We start from the raw sequence: 14,813 nt of genomic DNA on the forward strand, positions 1-14,813 counted from the left end.
ACGCCCAAGCTGATAGACAGCAAGGGCTAACCGCCGTAACTGTTCTTTCATTAACGCAGCTACGGCAACTCAAAGCAGAGGAGTTCTGTGATGTATACCAGCAATTTAAATAATTTAATTCTAAATAGCGACAGCTATAAAACCTCACATTGGGTGCAATACCCAAAAGGTAGTGAGTATCTGTCCAGCTATATTGAGGCGCGTAAAGGTGACTACGATGTGGTGTTCTTTGGCTTGCAAGCCTTTATTAAAGAATATCTAAGCACGCCAATCACTCATCAAGACATTGATGAAGCCGAAATGGTCATTCAAGCACACGGTTTGACCTTTAACCGTGCTGGCTGGGAGCGTTTGGTTGATAAACATGGCGGCTACATGCCACTGCGCATCGAAGCCATACCTGAAGGTAGCATCGTGCCAGTATCCAATGTGGTCTGCCAAGTTATCAATACCGATCCTGAGTTTTATTGGCTGCCAAGCTATATCGAAACGGCGCTACTCCGTGCCATTTGGTATCCATCAACCGTCGCTAGTGTCTCGCATTATTGCAAAGGCATTATTCGTCAGGCGTTAGAAAAATCTGCGGACAATACCGAATCGCTCACTTTTCGTTTGCACGATTTCGGCTCGCGCGGGGCATCTAGTCAAGAGTCTGTCGCGCTCGGCAGCTTAGCGCATTTGGTGAACTTTGCTGGAACCGATTCGATGACAGCGTTGGTGGCTGCCAGCCGCTGGTACCACATGGATAAGGACATGCCCGCGTTTTCTATTCCTGCCGCTGAGCATAGCACCATGACCGCGTGGGGTCGTGATGGCGAAACCGCTGCTTTTGCCAATATGATTGAGCAGTTTGGCGGCGCTGGTAAAAGCTTCTCAGTGGTCTCTGACAGCTATGACTTATGGAACGCCATTGATAATATTTGGGGCGGCAGCCTGAAAGACGACGTCAAAAATATGGGCGGCACCTTAGTCATCCGACCCGATAGTGGTGAGCCTGCCAAAGTGGTTCGCGAAGCCTTAGAGCGCTTGGCAGTAAAATTTGGAACGACGATTAATAGTAAAGGCTATAAAGTGCTACCTGATTATGTACGTGTCATCCAAGGGGATGGTATCAGCCCACAAAGCTTAACTAAGATCATTGATGTGGTCATGAAAGCAGGCTTTAGCGCAGATAACGTGACCTTTGGTATGGGCGGTGGTCTATTACAACAAGTCAACCGCGATACCATGAGCTGGGCGATGAAAGCCAGCGCTATCTCTATCGATGGCACATGGACAGACATCTATAAAGACCCGATTACCAGCCGCTCAAAACGCTCAAAGAAGGGACGTTTGGCGCTGGTCAAAAACAGCAATGGACAGCTAAAAACCATCAAGGCTGAAGACCTATCTGCAGACGCAGATAACCTACTGCGTGATATTTATGTCGATGGTAAATTATTAATTGAAGACAATCTCACCACTATTCGGGAGCGTGCAGGATGGTAGCAATATGATAAATAGCAATAAAATCGCCTCGGTGGCAAGAGATGTACTGCTTGCTCCTATTTATCTTTATCAAGGGCGCAAAATTAAGCGTGATACGGTACGTCTACCTGAGCCAAATGGTGAAAGGCACGGGCAAGTTCAATTAAATGACGCGATTGAGTCGCCAAAAGATGCGCACAAGCGCACATTAAACCTAATGGTCGTTGGCGATTCGGCGGCGGCTGGCGTCGGTAGTGAGACGCAGCAAGAAGCGCTTATCGGTAACTTAATTCCTGTTCTGACGCAGCAGTCTGCTATCCAAAATCAGTTTGATATACTGAACTGGTCATTGCAAGCGACGACGGGGCATACCAGCTTTGATATCTTGCGTAGGCTTTATGTTCTACCCGCACCTAGCCAGCCTGTTGATGTGATGGTGCTGAGTGTCGGCGTCAACGACACCACCTCTAAAGTCTCGGTGGATAAATGGCAACAGCAAATTGAAAGTATTATCGCTATCGCTCAGCGTAAATTTGGCGTGCGAGAGTTGATTTTTTTAAGCCTACCGCCGATGGCACAAATGCCTGCGATACCTGCCCCGCTAAGTAACTTTGTGGGTGCTAAAGCCTCTATCCTTGATAACACGTTGCAGCAAGTTTGCGCCGCTCATGATAGTGTCACCTACATGGCCACTGACTTTCCACGAATGATAGCAGAGCATTCGAACGGTACTCCAATCGATATCAAAGTGATGTTTGCCAGTGACGGTTTTCATCCTAGCAGCCTCATGTATGGCTATTGGGCGCAGCAATTGTCAGAGTTGATTATACAGTTACTGAACCCTTCCCCTTCCGATGCTGAGTTGACTGATTACAAACCATTGAGCCGTTACTTCTAAAAATCTAAACAAAAAAAACCGCTGAATAGTCAGCGGTTTTTTTATGTTCTTAATACTATAGCTGTGCATGTTTGAGAAAACACATGCTCAAAATAATATCACGCAATACGTGTGAATTATTCTGCAGCGTCAGTATCAGCAGCTTTCTTACGGCCACCAAATGCACCAAAGCGTTTGTTGAAGCTAGCAACACGGCCTTCAGTAGAAGTTTTGCGTTGTTCGCCAGTATAGAATGGATGCGACGCACTTGAGATATCAAGCGGGTAGTATGGATATTCTGACCCTTCGTATTCACGAGTGGTTTTGGTTTTAACCGTTGAACGAGTTAAGAAAAACACGTCAGCGTTAGTGTCATGGAATAAAACTTCTTGGTAATTAGGATGGATATCTTTACGCATAATAAACTCTCTATGTCCGATGTATGTATAGCACTCTTGAACACCATCTTAGACGATGTGTCAAACAAGTCATGACATACGTAACTGAGGCACTAAGGGACATTGATAAGTATGGCAGCTGCGTCACTGGCTTATTCCAGCACCCAACACCATTCCTCTGCTCACTTAGCCTTTCCCCAGCGGGAAAATCAAACCGCGATTTTAACGGTTTTTATCGCTAGACGCAAGCAGCAGTTGTGAGTGATATATGTGATAAGTTGTGACCAAAATCTCTATTTTGTTGAGAGGTACACGCTATATTAGTATAATATTAAATTAATTAAAATAACCAATAGACATTTTATATTTAGATTTAGTTAATAATTTGTTTTTGATATTCATCATTCGTTAATGATGATGGATACCGTCTTATTTCGCCTCATTAATCAAGCACCCACTATTTATAAACACTCAATAAGGACAATATAATGATAAATACTGTTATGAAAAATAGCGCAAAAGCCCTGCTTATCAGTTCAGCACTGGCACTCACTACTGTTGCAGGTGCGGCATTACCTAATCAATGGCAATTAGACAACTCGCACACCCGTGTGGGATTTTCTGTCAATCACTTAGGATTTTCGACCACCATGGGTCATTTTAACGACGTCAAAGGGGTCGTTAATTACGATGTTAAAGCACCCAGTAAAACCAATATGAGCTTCACCATTGCAACCGATAGCATTGACACCAATTGGGATGCACGTGATGAGCATTTAAAAAAGGCTGAATTTTTTAACGTCGCCAAATATCCAACCATGACCTTTAAATCAACCAGCGTAAAATTTATAAATCCGCAACAAGCCAAGGTCACAGGTGACTTTACTATGTTAGGTCAAACCAAACCATTAACTTTGGATGTGACTTTGAATAAAATCGCCAACAGCCCTCTTACCAAAGAACCAGTTATTGGCTTCCGTGCAACGGGTAATATTGATCGCGCAGCCTATGGTATGACAGCTTTCGCAGATGGCATTACCACCAATGTCCCGATCCAAATCGATGGTGAGTTGATAGAGAAAAAAGCGCAAACCACCAAAAAATCTAAATAATTCTAATTTTAGTCAAGCACAAATCACTACTTCCTCTACATACTCTAAAAAAAGCAGCCATTATGATGGCTGCTTTTTTGACAATAATGAATCAACTAACTCAACATTTATATATATTCAATAAGTCGCATAAATACTTCCCATTTGCTTGTTAACCTCAGTTTTTATTGTTATATTCATATATACGGATTTACGAATATAAAACATAACGCTGAGGGAGCAGAAAGATGGATACAGTACAGGTAGACTTTACCGAGATAAATAAAGACTGGGATAAAAACATCGCTGATTATCACTTTGATATTTATCACTTATCTGGTTGGATTGCTGCGTCAGCTATTGTCGATAAAGGCACTCCTCAAGGAGTGATTGCCACTTATAATAATAAAAAAATCTTTTTGCCTCTCATTATAAGAGAAATCGACTCAGAGCATTGGGATGCCACCTCTACTTATGGTTACGGCGGTCCTGTCATGGATAAGTCTCTCACTGATGCCGAATTAGACATAATATTGGCAGAAGTAAGGGGCTTTCTCTTAGAAAAAGGCTGTGTGTCTTTATTCATGCGACTGCATCCAATCATCAATAAAGAGTGGCTACCAACGGTCGGCAAAGCACTCACTCATGGATTGACATTGATGTCTGACTTGAGTAAGTCTGAAGAGGAGCACTGGAGTGAGACTCAAAATCGTCATCGTAGAGGTATTAAAAAAGCCTTAAAAATGGATGTCGTGACAAAAATTGAGCGTTTAACCAGAGAGAATGCAGTGATGTTTTCTAATATTTACAAAGAAACGATGGCGCAGGTGAAGGCAGATCAGTACTACTTCTTTGATGATGATTACTTTTTTAATTTGCTCGAAAATTTGCAAGACAGAATACTACTGATAACTGCCTATCAGGATAATAAAGCCATTGGTTCCTCTATCTACACAATCTGCAAAGAATCGGGGATTATGCAGTTTCATCTCGGAGGCACGCTCAACGCCTATACCCATCTACAACCTTCCAAGCTCATTACCCATGTGGCTCGTGATTGGGGCCGAACCAATCATTATAAATTACTGCATCTTGGCGGCGGCGTAGGCTCTAATCTAGATTCTTTATACGAGTATAAAAAAGGGTTTAGCTCACAAGAGTTATTATTCAAAACTTATAGACTCGTCGTTAATCCAGCAAAATACGCAGCATTAGTCGCTAATAGCTGGTTCACCGAAAATGATTTACGCTCCGAATTTTTCCCTTTATATAGAAAAGAGCCTACTAAAGAAACTATCTTGGAGACTGAACAAGCTGAAGCTTTGGCAGATATTTGATCGCGTTATTTTACGATTCTAATCATTCAAGCCAATAAAAAAGCAGCCATTACGATGGCTGCTTTTTTGATGCTAATTGTCTTTCATTTCGGTAGACAATGGGCTTACTTTACTTGGTTTTGACGATATGCCAAACGCCCAGTTTATTGTCACCATCTTTATCGCCCACCTTTGTGTCATTGGCATAGAAATACAACGGTTTACCATTTACCGCCCATTGATACTTGCCATCTTCACGTTGAAATGCTGCAAACTGCCCTGATGCTTTGGCATTACTCGGTGCCATAAATGCTGGCCAAGCAATTAGACAGGCACTCCCACACTCTGATTTGTTCATCCCATCTTTGTCAAAGGTATATAAGGTCATGTGATTGCTTGCATCGACTAACATGCCGTTTTTACTCGCGACTGGCGCGGTATTTTTATTGGTGGCTTGTACATCATGCATGCCAGAATCATCATTGCCGAATACATTGTTTAACGTAGTACAACCAGTAAGCGTTAAAACACCGGTGAGAGCCGATAATATAAGCATACGTTTCATAATAACTTCCTTGTCATTTTGATTGTGATTATCATCATAAGTTTTTATTTGGATTTTTCTCATCGTCAGACGATTTAAACGGCAAAAAAAACCTACCGCTGACTTCAAGCAGTTTTAATATAGCATATGCAACAGCGCAGTCGTTTCTATCCATATATAAATTTACAAAAGCTTATGTATTTGCAAATTGGGTAAACTGGCATAGCCAGCCATTACTATCAAGCGCCATAGCCATTCATTGACAAAACTCACCTATCTACTTACGTATTTGCCGTCATATTGGTTATCATTTTTCGTAGAATACCCTATACAGCTTAAGAATTACTACACAATGACAAATATGACCCTTGCGGCTTCATATGCATATTGAACTTGACGTCCTTTGCACGCATATCAATAGTTATAAACGGCTTAGAACAACATCCATTAGGACAAATTTTTTAAAATAAGATTTTAGAATAAAACATTTAACAAATACACCGAGCATGACCTGCTGTAACTGCTATTAAGGATATAACAACGACAATGACTCACTCTTTCATTAAAAACCCAGTGAAAAACCAAGCGCACTCTGCCAAACGTGTCGGTATTCTTGGTGGTGGTACGGCAGGAGCAACCATTGCTATTCGCCTTGCGGCATTGGGGCTTGAAACTTATGTATTTGAAAAAAACAAATCGCTGATTGATGGTCCACCGATGTGTCACTTGCATGCTGGCGGCAATCTATACCGCGAAATTCCTGATGAAGATTGTGTGGCTCTCCTCAAACAATGTATCGATATATTGCGCCTTTATCCTTATACCATCGATGTTCGCCCAACAGTATTTGCTGTGCCAACCCGCGATGAAGGCTTGCCAGAAGACTTGCTACCACGTCTTGATATCTTGACTGATGCGTATCGTAAGCTTATTGCCGAAGATGCTAATAACAAAGTGTTGGGCGAACCTGAAAACTATTATCAGCTTTATAGTCATGAGCAACTCATTGCGCTGTCAGAACGTGAACAAGTCACTGTGCCGCGGTCGGTTGATGAATGGATGATACCAGTCGCTAAATATTTGGACTTGAATAAAGTCAAGTTTCCACTGATTGTCGTACAAGAGTACGGCTGGAATATTTTTCGCTTGGCAGCCTCTGCGCAATTGGCATTAGCAGATTATGAGCATGCACACGTCTTTACCGATACACAAGTTAAGCAAGTCATGCCTGTTGATTGTGAAAACTGCTCAAACGCAGACCATCATGTCACTAAATGGCGTATTGATTATCAGCAAGCTGCCAGCTCTGAAACTCCGCTTACAACCGAATCTGAGACCAAAAATACAACCGAATCTATCGAAGTGGATTACTTAATCAACGCTTGCGGTTTTCGTACGGGCGTCATCGACGATATGGTCGGAGTCAAAGTCACGCGTATGGTCGAGTTTAAATCGTCTTATATCACCCACTGGGATGATACTGGCGGACAGATACCAGAGATTATCGTTTATGGCAGTCGCGGCACACCAGAAGGCATGGCTCAACTCACGCCTTATCCCGGTGGTTATTTTCAAATACATGGCATGAGTAAATTTATCACGCTATTCAATGATGGCTTGGTCGCCTCTAGCAAAGACAGCGCCCAACCTAAGCTGCCGCCGCAGTATGTGCACTATATCGAAGATGGCTGGGATAAGGCACCGTTACAAGCGCGTAGTCAGCAAGCGATTGATTATGTGGCGGAGTTTGTACCGACCTTCCATAGCGCACGTACGGTCGGTAACGCGCTATATGGTGGGCAGCAAATTCCCGGTGAGGACGATACGCTGCGAGTGGCTGATGTCAGCTTGTACTCTAATATTCGCTATGCTCGTGCGGAAAACGTCAAAGCATCATCAACTTTGATTGCTGCTGATCAAATCGTTGATGAATTGACTGAACTTGGCTTAATCGATCATGACACGCCAGCCAACCGCAATCGTTATGCTCATGAGTGGGCGTATTTGACAAAAAACGATAGCATGGCGATTGATGAAGTCGCGCGTACACTGGCTGAGCAACGAGGCTTTCCATTAGCAATGGCTGATGTAAATCACGGTATTGGCGGGACAACTTTAAAGGGTTTTAACACGGCTAATGATGCAAGTGCTACTGAGATATAAAAAGCGTTCTATTAAAAATTGAACAAAAAAAGGAGAGAAGGGCTAATGATCAGCCCTTCTCTCCTTTTTTAAAGATGAAAACATTTATATATAAAAGCATTTACAGATCAAAGCATTTATAAATAAGAATATGTACTCTTAATTACCAGCCATTTTTTCGGTATCGACTGCATCGTCTATTTTTACGACTGTTTTTAATAGCTCAATGGCTTCATTAATCGTGTTACATACCACCAAACGCTCCAGATCTTCTTGTTTCATAAAACCTTGGTCAGCCGTATATTTTAAGTGCTCGATCATACGATCATAGAAACCATTGATATTCAAAATAATCATCGGTTTTTCATGTTGATAGAGCTGACGCCACGTGGCGATTTCCATAATTTCCTCTAAAGTACCAAGCCCGCCCGGCAAGGTAATAAAGGCATCTGCATACTCCGCCATCACGGTTTTGCGAGTGTGCATGGTATCTGTCAAATGCAGGCGAGTCAGCTGCTCATGAGCAATCTCATGTTTGAGCATAAAGGTTGGAATCACACCGACCGCTTGCGCGCCGCCTTGAATCACCTCATCTGCAACGGCACCCATCAGCCCGATGCTCGCGCCGCCGTAGACCAAACCCATGCCATTGTCGGCAAGAGCACTACCCAACTCGCGGGCTGCCTGCTCATAGACTTCATTATTGCCCAAACGCGAACCACAATAAACCGCTACCAACGGCATCGTTAACGTTGATTTATCCACTGCTTTTTCAATATTGGTAATGTCTTGACTGGTAATGACTTCATAAGTGTCATTGTTAATTTTCATTTGCATATAGCTTCCTTAATTTTTATATCGATTGTTTTTGTTAAATACTCGTTAAAACCCTAATGGATAATACCACCCCAGATAAATAGCATAGAACTTGAAAGTCACAATTGAACGCCTTGCTTGCCAGCATTTATCTTAACATAAGCGATGCTATCAGGTGGCTATCAGCTAATTTAAGCGGTTTATCACTACGTAATGACTACATTTTAAGAGCAGATTATTGATAAATAATTGCAAATAAATAACCACTCCACACCGCATAGAACCATAACAATATGAAGGTTACAGCATGGAAAATAAACAGTATCAGACGGATATTTATTCACTGAGTATCATGACTGAGCGCAATCAGGCATTGGCAGCGACTGTCTATCGCCCTAAAAATGAGGTAAAAAAAGCGGTTATGATCGCGCCAGCAACGGGTATCAAGCGCCAGTTTTATCACAATTTTGCCACTCACTTAGCAGAAAATGGCTTTGGTGTACTAACCTTTGACAATGAAGGCATCGGTGAATCGCTGTCGTCTGCATTGGCTAAATGCGATGCCTCGCTGATTAGCTGGGGTCGCCATGATATGCCAGCCGTCCTTGATGCGTTGCAAGATGAATTTGCCGACGCCACTTATCATTTAATTGGTCATAGTGCAGGCGGTCAGCTGATTGGTTTGATGCCAAATTATAGTGCGCTCGCTTCAGTGTTCAATGTCGCCTGCTCATCAGGTCGTATTAAAAATATGAGCATGCCTTATAAACTCAAGGCGATGGGTTTTATGGATGCCTTTATTCCACTCGCCAACTTGGCGTTAGGGTACACGCCGTCAGATAAAATTGGTATGGGCGAACCGCTACCACGGGGCGTGTCTCGGCAGTGGCGCGAATGGTGTAATGGCGCAGGCTATATCAAAACAGCCTTTGGCAAAAGTATACAAACGCACTTTTATGATGACATTACTATGCCATCATTATGGCTAGGGTTTAGTGATGATGACATTGCCAATAGCAAAAATATGGATGATATGATTCGTGTTTTTACTAAAATGCCAGTCGAAAAGCAGTTTTTAGATCCCAAAGACTTTGGTCTAAACAGCATCGGTCATATGCGCTATTTTAGTAGCAGAACCAACGCTAAAGCACCGCAGCTGTGGCAAATGGCGATTGATTGGCTAAAGAATCAATAGACTTCAGAGCCTATTTAACTACGGATTCGTCTATTGATTCTTTCATGTTTGCTGCCTGTTCTACTTTGACACGCTTGGTTAAGGCAGAATAAAGCGACGGCTGCATATTGTGGATATTACCCAGCATCCATTTTACGTAGCTGATGGGCACGTCTTTAATCAGCGTGCCTTTATGTTTGCCAAAGGGCATTTTGCTCACTGGATTGGCTTTATTAGCGATAGCATGGACAGCAGCAAAATCCGTCGGTGCTATGGCTAGGCGCTCACAACACGCCTGATAAAGCAGATAACACATACGCGCATCACCCAGCGCATCATGAGCGGCAATCGTCATCCTACTTGCTTCCTCTTTGCCTAATAATTGCTCGATACATTTGGACTGACCATAAGCACTCCACTCTGGAAAAGCCACACGCGCCAACCGAACCGTACATATCAACTTAGTAGATGGACTGCCAATAACCCGCCAATCAAAGCGGACATTATGACCAATCAAATACTGTGGCAACTCAAACGCCTCTAAATCAAAGCGCTCAAGACCAGCGACATCATCATCAGTAATGCCATGAATTCTAATGACAACTGGTGATATCGAACGACCACTATTAAAATACTTCATCCACTCAAAACCCGTCATCGCATTAATAGTCGCCACTTGAATCGGACGCGGATCACGACCTTGGTCGGTTTCGGTATCGATAATCAGCGCAGTGTCAGTCATAAAAGTTCAGCCATGGATAACAATAATAGATAACAACATTGATATTTTATGTAACGTTTTAAAAATACGTAAACTTTAAAAGAAACGTTATATTTATGGGGATAAAAACTAGAGATAACAATGGCATACAAAGAATAGATAACTTCACTTATATAATATCAATTGAAGTCCATTTAAAAAACTAAAGAGAGATCGATGCTAGCAGATGACAATAATCCGCAATTAAAACAAAAGAAAAGGCCAACCTTTTTAAATCGTGTACTCAGTGTACTCATGAAAGCGGCTGTATTGTTGATGCTATTATTTGTATTTGACAGGCTCTTACCCAGTATCAGCCAACAAACTCAGTCATTTGTGATGGCAAAATGGCAACAGCTCAGTTTATTACAGCAAGAACTACCGACGGAAAACAGCTTACCCAGTCCACTTCCAGAACAACATCTAACAGATACATGGGGCGCTGCACGCAGTCAAGGTCGCAGTCATGAAGGTATCGATATCTTTGCCGCACGAGGCACACCAATACGAGCCACGACACAAGGCATCGTCAGCAAAGTTGGTGAAAATACGTTAGGCGGTCGTGTGGTGGTCGTGGTTGGACCAGGCGGCGCAGGGCATTATTATGCGCATTTAGAAGATTATGCAGATATTAGTCCAAACGACTGGGTCGATGCTGGCGATATCATCGGCTACGTCGGCGACAGTGGCAATGCAAAAGGTACGCCGCCACATGTGCATTACGGTATTTATATCAGCGGCAGTGCAGTGAACCCCTATCCACTTTTACAAAAAGATTAGGGTATCGCAGCTGATCTAATGTGGGCAGCTGGAAAAACCATACTGAACGTCGAGCCTACTCCTTCTACTGATTCAATTTTTAAATTAGCCTCATGCTGATACAAGACGTGTTTAACGATGGCCAAACCTAGCCCTGTGCCGCCAGTCGCCCGACTACGACCTTTATCAATACGATAAAAGCGCTCCGTCAACCGTGCGATATGCTCAGGTGCAATACCAATACCGTTGTCTTCGACGGCAAATCGGCAACCTTCTGACGTTTTTGTCCAACTAATGGCGATATTACCGCCTTTGGGCGTGTATTTGATGGCATTAATCACCAGATTAGAAAGCGCGCTATTTAGATACATCTCTGAGCCATACAGTCCGTCATAAGTGTCTATTTGCAAGTGAATGGTATGCCCATATTCTTGATTGTACGCTTGCGCATCATCATAAACATGGGTCAGCAGCTTGGTCATATCAATATAGCTGAGCTCATGGGTTTCTTCGATTTCGATGCGAGATAACAGCAATAAGTCATTTACAATTCTATTCATACGCGCAGTCTGTTGGCTCATCAGCTCAAACCCGCGCTTCCAATGCGGCGGCATATCTGGCTGATCCGAAAAATTTTCTAGATAACCCATCATGACGGTCAACGGTGTGCGTAACTCATGCGAGACATTCGCCACAAAATCGCGGCGCATCTCTTCTAAATGATGCAAGCGCGTCACATCATAAATGATGAGCAGCTTCTCATCGCCAAAAGGCGTGAGCTCACACTTTAGATAACGCTTGGGCGCGCGCCACGAGACAATGTGCACACCATCCTGAGCACCATCGATAGGGTTGGTCGTCGCCTGATAATACTGACGAAATTCAGGCGCACTAATAAAGTCAAAAATGCACTTACCTTTATCTGACAACTGTAACAACATTAAATCTTCGGCAGCCTGATTCCACCATTCGAGCCCATCATCGTCATTGAGCAAAACCACCGCATCACGCAATGCGCGTAGTGCGCTTCTAATTTTTTTGAGTTGATCCGTTGTATTCTGCTGAGTTGCTAGCAGTGACTTATTTTGTTGGTCGCCTTGAGCCGATATTAGGGTGTTCATCCATCATCCTTATCACTATTCGCCGTTTTTCACTGTGCTGCAATTAACATACTACTTTTATAGCGAATAAAAACCGTCCGTTAAATTGGTTCAATAAAGCTAGAAAATCGATAGCCTGTCCCACGCACTGTCTGTATCAACGTATCACATTGATGCGGTCGTAATAATGTCCGCAAACGTTTGATATGCACATCAATGGTTCTATCTTCGATATATACATTACCGCCCCATACTTGGTCTAGCAGCTGCGTCCGCGTATAGGCACGCTCTGGGTGACTCATAAAAAATGCCAATAATCGATATTCCGTAGGACCAACATCAACCACTTTACCAGCCGCTGTCACTCGCTGACTCTTGGGATCAAGGCTCAGATTGCCGATTTCGATAGGTTTATCACTACTGAGCGCGTTACTACGCCGCAGTACTGCTTTGATTCTGGATATTAACTCACGTGTCGAAAAAGGCTTGGTCATATAATCATCAGCACCAGCATCGAGGCCATGCACCTTGCTGTCCTCTTCACTTTTAGCTGTCAACATAATGACTGGTATCTCAGCAAGTAGCTCATCGTTTTTGAGCAATCGGCAAAAATCAATGCCACTTTTATCGCCGGGCAGCATCCAATCTAGCAAAATCAGCGCAGGGCGGTGATCGACCACTTGTTGGTGCGCCTCAGATACATCCGCTGCCTGCAGACTATCAAATCCCGCCATCTCTAGCGTCATGACGATCATTTCACGAATCGCAGGTTCATCTTCAACAATCAAAATTTGCTCATTATACATACGGCATTCTCAGTGTTAGAGGACAACATTTAGCTGACAAAAAAGGCGATAAATGCTCGCCTGCTGCTCCCTATTAAACGGGGTAATTATGACAGTTTAATGACATTCAACTTTTAGGCGGTTCATAAGTCTAATGACGGCTAATGCTTAGTTTACTCAATTCACTTCTAACAAGAAATTCAATGGCCCGTCATTGACGCTCGACACTTGCATATTAGCGCCAAACTGACCCGTTGCCAGGTTTGGATGTTGCGTGTTGGCATAGGCGACCAATTGCGCAAACAACGCTTGCGCCGCATCAGGTGCCATCGCCCCACCAAAGTCAGGGCGACGACCCTTGTCTGTTTTTGCCATTAGCGTAAACTGTGATACCAATAACAGTCCGCCACCAACTTGCTGGACATTTTTATCCAGTTTGCCGTACTTGGCAGGATCATCATCATTGTCAAAAATACGATAGGTGAGGATTTTATCTACCATGCGCTGAGCGCTTGTTAGGTCGTCATCAGGCCCTAAACCAATATAAGCCAATATGCCTTGCTCAATCGTACCAACACACTGCGCATCGACGGTGACACTAGCACGGCGTACGCGCTGTATAAGTGCTTTCATTTACGGATTCCTTACCAATTATGCCCATACAATAATACGCCGTCCATGATAAAATACGGCCATTCTCTTGCTTATTAATTATTACATCACACCCTATTTTGGTAGCCTCATTATGAATGTATTCATTACTTTACAACAGCTTGTCCCGCAGCAGCAACTGAGTAAAGTTGCTGGGCGCCTAGCTGCTAGCCGCCACCCTTATGTTAAACGCACGTTTATCCGTAGCTTTGCTAAAGCCTACAACGTCAGCTTAGACGAGTATGAGCGCCAAAGTCTCAACGCCTATGAGAGCTTTAATGATTTTTTTACTCGTGAGCTAAAAGAAGACGCGCGCCCTATCGACATGACGCCTCATGGTATCGTCAGTCCTGCCGATGGTATTATCTCGCAGTTGGGTCAAATTGACGACCATAAATTGCTCCAAGCAAAAGGTCGCTATTATGACGTTGGTCAACTGCTTGCTGACAGTGAAGATGGCCGCTATTTTGCGGATGGGAGTTTTGCAACGGTTTATCTTGCGCCCAGTAACTATCACCGTGTACATATGCCCTTCGCCGGCACTCTGACCAAAACCCGTTATGTACCGGGTACGCTGTTTTCGGTCAACAATACTACGGCGGCGAACGTGCCGGACTTATTTGCGCGTAATGAACGCTTGGTTTGTCTGTTTGATACAGTATATGGTAAAGCAGCGGTGGTGATGGTTGGGGCGATGATTGTCGCTGGTATCGAAACAGTGGCGACTGGTAAGATTGCTCGCACTGATGATATTCAAGAAGCTGAGCACAATATGAGCTTTGAGAAAGGCGATGAGCTGGGTCGTTTTTATTTAGGCTCAACCGCAATTGTCATTCTACCAAAAGGCGCAAAAGCAGATTGGCAAGACAGTATGAAAGCCGATAGTGTGGTGAAAATGGGACAGTTATTGGGTGTCGCTAACACTCCATAGGC

The 14,813-nt window shown here is 43.5% G+C and carries 15 protein-coding genes; 8 read left to right on the plus strand and 7 right to left on the minus strand.

All coding sequences use genetic code 11. From position 1 onward, the window contains the following. The first annotated feature begins 90 nt into the window (after window positions 1-90). Both C8D84_RS12030 and C8D84_RS12035 read left to right on the plus strand, forming a co-directional pair. Window positions 91-1,488 (plus strand): nicotinate phosphoribosyltransferase, encoded by a 1,398-nt coding sequence (locus tag C8D84_RS12030; protein WP_109592433.1) that lies wholly within the window; start codon window positions 91-93, stop codon window positions 1,486-1,488. Between the two features lie 4 nt (window positions 1,489-1,492). Beyond that, window positions 1,493-2,365 (plus strand): SGNH/GDSL hydrolase family protein, encoded by an 873-nt coding sequence (locus tag C8D84_RS12035; protein WP_109592435.1) that lies wholly within the window; start codon window positions 1,493-1,495, stop codon window positions 2,363-2,365. A gap of 116 nt (window positions 2,366-2,481) precedes the next feature. Here C8D84_RS12035 and C8D84_RS12040 read toward each other — a convergent pair whose 3' ends face one another. After that, window positions 2,482-2,763: a type B 50S ribosomal protein L31 gene (locus C8D84_RS12040; protein ID WP_011281173.1), complete on the minus strand. Its 282-nt coding sequence runs from the start codon at window positions 2,761-2,763 to the stop codon at window positions 2,482-2,484. Between the two features lie 467 nt (window positions 2,764-3,230). On the opposite strand from C8D84_RS12040, the gene C8D84_RS12045 reads away from it, so the two are divergent. Further along, window positions 3,231-3,854, plus strand: a complete 624-nt coding sequence (locus C8D84_RS12045) for a YceI family protein (protein ID WP_109592437.1) — start codon at window positions 3,231-3,233, stop codon at window positions 3,852-3,854. 227 nt (window positions 3,855-4,081) lie between these two features. Beyond that, on the plus strand, window positions 4,082-5,170 hold the full coding sequence (locus C8D84_RS12050; protein WP_109592439.1) for a peptidoglycan bridge formation glycyltransferase FemA/FemB family protein: 1,089 nt from the start codon (window positions 4,082-4,084) through the stop codon (window positions 5,168-5,170). Window positions 5,171-5,279: 109 nt separating this feature from the next. Here the strand turns inward: C8D84_RS12050 and C8D84_RS12055 are convergent, their stop codons facing one another. After that, window positions 5,280-5,714: a COG4315 family predicted lipoprotein gene (locus tag C8D84_RS12055; RefSeq protein WP_045447953.1), complete on the minus strand. Its 435-nt coding sequence runs from the start codon at window positions 5,712-5,714 to the stop codon at window positions 5,280-5,282. Window positions 5,715-6,239: 525 nt separating this feature from the next. Here C8D84_RS12055 and C8D84_RS12060 point away from each other — a divergent pair. After that, complete coding sequence (locus C8D84_RS12060; protein WP_109592441.1) at window positions 6,240-7,856, plus strand: FAD-dependent oxidoreductase; 1,617 nt, start codon at window positions 6,240-6,242, stop codon at window positions 7,854-7,856. 138 nt (window positions 7,857-7,994) lie between these two features. Here the strand turns inward: C8D84_RS12060 and C8D84_RS12065 are convergent, their stop codons facing one another. Next, window positions 7,995-8,672, minus strand: coding sequence for an LOG family protein (locus C8D84_RS12065; RefSeq protein WP_045455284.1), 678 nt, complete (start codon window positions 8,670-8,672; stop codon window positions 7,995-7,997). A gap of 286 nt (window positions 8,673-8,958) precedes the next feature. Between C8D84_RS12065 and C8D84_RS12070 the strand changes: the two genes are divergently transcribed. Then, on the plus strand, window positions 8,959-9,846 hold the full coding sequence (locus C8D84_RS12070; protein WP_109592443.1) for an alpha/beta hydrolase family protein: 888 nt from the start codon (window positions 8,959-8,961) through the stop codon (window positions 9,844-9,846). 10 nt (window positions 9,847-9,856) lie between these two features. Here C8D84_RS12070 and C8D84_RS12075 read toward each other — a convergent pair whose 3' ends face one another. Beyond that, window positions 9,857-10,567: a putative quorum-sensing-regulated virulence factor gene (locus tag C8D84_RS12075; protein ID WP_109592445.1), complete on the minus strand. Its 711-nt coding sequence runs from the start codon at window positions 10,565-10,567 to the stop codon at window positions 9,857-9,859. Between the two features lie 195 nt (window positions 10,568-10,762). On the opposite strand from C8D84_RS12075, the gene C8D84_RS12080 reads away from it, so the two are divergent. Next, the gene (locus C8D84_RS12080) at window positions 10,763-11,365 is read left to right on the plus strand and encodes a M23 family metallopeptidase (protein WP_109592447.1); all 603 of its coding nucleotides are present in this window, start codon (window positions 10,763-10,765) and stop codon (window positions 11,363-11,365) included. Here C8D84_RS12080 and phoR read toward each other — a convergent pair. The 3 genes from phoR to dtd all read right to left on the minus strand — a co-directional run bounded on the left by phoR (window position 11,362) and on the right by dtd (window position 13,862). Beyond that, on the minus strand, window positions 11,362-12,465 hold the full coding sequence (gene phoR / locus C8D84_RS12085; protein ID WP_109592449.1) for a phosphate regulon sensor histidine kinase PhoR: 1,104 nt from the start codon (window positions 12,463-12,465) through the stop codon (window positions 11,362-11,364). The two genes, C8D84_RS12080 and phoR, sit on opposite strands and share 4 nt — an antisense overlap. A gap of 80 nt (window positions 12,466-12,545) precedes the next feature. Then, a complete protein-coding gene (phoB, locus tag C8D84_RS12090; RefSeq protein ID WP_055125876.1) occupies window positions 12,546-13,250 on the minus strand; it encodes a phosphate regulon transcriptional regulator PhoB in 705 nt (234 codons plus the stop codon). Between the two features lie 156 nt (window positions 13,251-13,406). Continuing rightward, window positions 13,407-13,862, minus strand: a complete 456-nt coding sequence (dtd, locus tag C8D84_RS12095; protein WP_109592451.1) for a D-aminoacyl-tRNA deacylase — start codon at window positions 13,860-13,862, stop codon at window positions 13,407-13,409. A gap of 112 nt (window positions 13,863-13,974) precedes the next feature. On the opposite strand from dtd, the gene asd reads away from it, so the two are divergent. Then, window positions 13,975-14,811, plus strand: coding sequence for an archaetidylserine decarboxylase (gene asd, locus C8D84_RS12100; RefSeq protein ID WP_109592453.1), 837 nt, complete (start codon window positions 13,975-13,977; stop codon window positions 14,809-14,811). The last annotated feature ends 2 nt before the right edge of the window (window positions 14,812-14,813 follow it).

Origin of the sequence: Psychrobacter immobilis, assembly GCF_003148585.1 — a bacterium.
GTDB classification, from domain to species: domain Bacteria; phylum Pseudomonadota; class Gammaproteobacteria; order Pseudomonadales; family Moraxellaceae; genus Psychrobacter; species Psychrobacter immobilis.